The sequence below is a fragment of the Guyparkeria sp. genome, assembly GCF_041687595.1.
Classification (GTDB): domain Bacteria; phylum Pseudomonadota; class Gammaproteobacteria; order Halothiobacillales; family Halothiobacillaceae; genus Guyparkeria.
In genome coordinates this window covers 1-3,498 of sequence record NZ_JAWLBP010000015.1, presented here as the reverse complement: position 1 = coordinate 3,498, position 3,498 = coordinate 1, and the positions used below count along the sequence as shown (strand labels likewise).

Here is a 3,498-nt window from a genome sequence, read left to right as displayed (position 1 = left end):
GTGGTCGAGATCACCACGCCCGGCGCCGACGGCGTCTCGCACAACGTCTACCGGCAGCTCGACGTCGACGAGCGCGGGGTCGTGTTCAACAACGGCCGCACCACCAGCGCGACGACGCTAGCCGGCCAGATCGGCGCCAACCCGGCGCTCGCCTCGGGCACGGCCGACCTGATCCTCAACGAGATACGCAGCGCCTCGCCCAGCCAGCTCGCCGGCTACCTGGAGATCGGCGGCGATCCCGCTGACCTCGTCATCGCCAATCCCGCCGGCATCACCTGCAACGGCTGCGGCTTTATCAACGCGGACCGGGCCATGCTGACCACCGGCCGGCCTCGTTTCGACGAGGGCCGCTGGACCGGCCTGGACGTGCGCGACGGACGCATCCGCATCGAGGGTGACGGCATGGACGCCAGCCGGACCGCCGAGGCCGACCTGCTCGCCCGCTCGATCGAGATCAACGCCGGCATCTGGGCCGACCGTCTCGACGTCACGACAGGCACGGGCCGTTTCGACCGCGCCGGCGCACTCGTCGAGTCGATGACTCCGGACACGCCGGCCCCGGCATGGAGCATCGACACCGCCCGCCTCGGGGGCATGTACGCGAACAAGATCCGCCTGGTGGCCAACGAGAGAGGCGTTGGAGTCAACCACGCCGGCGAGGCCATCACCGGGAGCGGCGGCCTCGAACTCCATGCCGACGGTCGACTGGTAAACAGGGGGAACCTGCGCTCGGGAGGCCCGGCCTCGATCGAGACGTCGGAACTCGTCAACCAGGGACTGGTACAGGCGGACGATGACATCGAGATCGACAGCAGCGGCGGCCTGGTCAATCGCGAGGGGAGCATCGTCACAGGGGGGTCTCTTGACCTGAATGCTCGAGACGTGAGCAACGAGGGAAACATCCACGCCGGCAAGAACCTGGCAATCGACAGCTCCGGCCGACTGACCAATCACCACAGCATCATCGCCGACGGGGGGCCGCTGCACCTCACGGCACGGGATATCGACAACCACGGCGAGATCCACGCCAACGAGGCACTCGAGGTTCAGGCCCGAGACGAGTTGAACAACCGGGGTGGACGTGTCAGCACCATCGGGTCGATGCGGCTCTCCGGGGACGTCATTGGCAACCGGGGCGAGATCACGGCCAGGGACCACATCGAGGCAACAGCCGAAACCATGCTGGACAACGGCAACGGCAGCATCCAGTCGTCAATTAGTGCAACCCTTTCGGCAGACCAGGTCGACAACAGTGCTGGCGACGTGCTCGTCGGACAACACCTGGACCTGCGGGCCGGGACGATGGCAAACGATGGCGGCCGCCTTTTCGCCGGAAAACGGCTTTCCGTCACCTCGTCGGTCATGCACGGTCACGGCCAGTGGCTGTCGGCGGGAGACCTCTCCGTCGCGGTTGGGGGCAGTTACCGCCACGAGGGCGAGATGGCTGCCGGCGGCAGCCTGCAGCTGGAGATAGACGGCAACCTGGGCAATCACGGCAGCATTGCCGCAACCGAGCTGGCCGCCATCAAGAGCCGCTCGGCCCGCAATGCAAATGACGGCACGATCGAGGCCAGCGAACTGCATCTGTCGGTTCGGGACACCATCGACAATTTCGGCCTGATCGACGGTGGCCTGGCCGAGCTCGAGACTGGAACCCTGGTGAATCACCCCACCGGCCGACTCTACGGCGGCTCCCTGTCGGTCACGGCCTCCCGGCTGGTTAATGCAGGGGGCAACGACTCGGCCGCCAGCATCGCCGCCCGTGAAGCCCTGCAGCTGGCCGCCGACGAGATCGTGAACCGGGATGACGCCCTTATATTGAGCGGTGGCGACATGGTGATCGAGGGTCACGAGGGCGACACGTCCCGCCGCCTTCTAAACGAGGACGCGACCATCGAGGCCTTCGGCGATCTCGCCATCGATGCGTCACGGATCGTCAACCGCAATGCAGGCCTGGTCACCAAGCAAGTGGATGAAGAACCGGTCCAGGAGTCCTATATCCGGCTGCGCGGGTCCGAGCGCACCTTCGATCAGGCCGACTGCACGAACCTCTACCACGAGAACGTCTTCTGCAAGGGATATCCCTACGAGATCTCCGATTTCACCTGGTTCCAGGTGACTTCGACCACCTCGCGCACGCAGGTGATCGAGAGCCATCCGGCGACTCTCCGCTCGGGCGGCGACATGCACATCAGTGGCGAAGAACTGCTCAATGTCGACAGCCAGATCGTTGCCGGGGACGATCTGGCCGCCGACGTGGATCGCCTCGAGAACCGCGCCACGCAGGGACAGGACATCACCTACCGCGAGGGAACCGCCAGGTTCACTACCGTGGAGGCCTGCGGGATGTTCGGCTCGGATCACTGCCGCGAATGGCACGGCACCACGGACTACAATCCCGCCCCGGAATACAGCGCGCCATATGACCTGCCCACCGTGGTTTTCGACGAGCACGCCGGCCGCTCGTCGACGGCTCCCACCGTCCCCGAGCGAGGCGACGGCAAGGTCCTCGACGGCATCCCGGCGATACCGAAAGCGAGCCTCTACCAGGTGCGCACCGAGAGCCCCGACGTTCCGCTGGTCGGAATCGATCCGCAGTTCGCCGGTGGCGGCGATTGGTTCGGCTCGGACGCCATGCTCGACGCGCTGACTCGAGATCCGGCCTACACGCAGAAACGCCTCGGCGACGGCTTCCACGAGCAGGCGCTGGTCCGGCAACAGGTCATCGAGCGCACCGGCCAACGATACCTCGACGGGTTTGCCGACGACGAGGCGCAGTTCCGCGCACTGATCGACGCCGGCATCGCCTTCGGGGAGGACCTGGACCTCGCCCCCGGCGTGCGCCTGACCGCCGAACAGCTCGAGCGGCTCACGGCCGATATCGTCTGGCTGGAGGAACAGACCGTCACCGTCGATGGGGAGACCGTACTTGTTCTCGTCCCGCGCCTGTACCTGGCGGACGAACCGGCCCAATCCGGTGGCAGCCACGGCCTGATCGCGGCAAGGAACCTCGACCTGTCCGTCGCCGGCACCGTGCACAACAGTGGTCGGCTTGCAGCCGGCGAAGCACTCTCGCTCGCGGCCGGGGACATCGAGAACATCGGCGGGACAATCGAGGCGGCATGGTCCGCCCTCGACGCCGGTAACGACATCCACCAGCGCGGCGGCGAAATCCGCGGACAAAAGGCCCTGTCACTGGCCGCGGGGCGCGACATCACCCTCGAAGCCGACACCCGCCAGGGCGAGAACCGTGTCGGCGCCAGCGACTTTGCACGCGACCAGGTCGTCGACCGAGGCCGGCTCGGCGTCACCGGCAACGATGGCGTGCTGTCAGTCACCGCCGGACGCGACATCCGCCTGCAGGCGGCCGAGATTACCCACGCAGGCAAAGGCGGGTCGACCACCCTGGCCGCCGGTCGTGACATCGAGCTGGACACCGCCACCGAAAGCCGGGACGAGCATATCGTCTGGGATCCCGACAACCGCCTGGTCCAGGGC

At 66.7% G+C, this 3,498-nt stretch carries 1 protein-coding gene; it reads left to right on the top strand.

Annotation, left to right across the window (positions count from 1 at the left end; genetic code table 11):
- Window positions 1-3,498: filamentous hemagglutinin N-terminal domain-containing protein (locus tag ACESL5_RS03870; RefSeq protein WP_372591473.1), on the top strand; the 3,498-nt coding region annotated here is incomplete at both ends.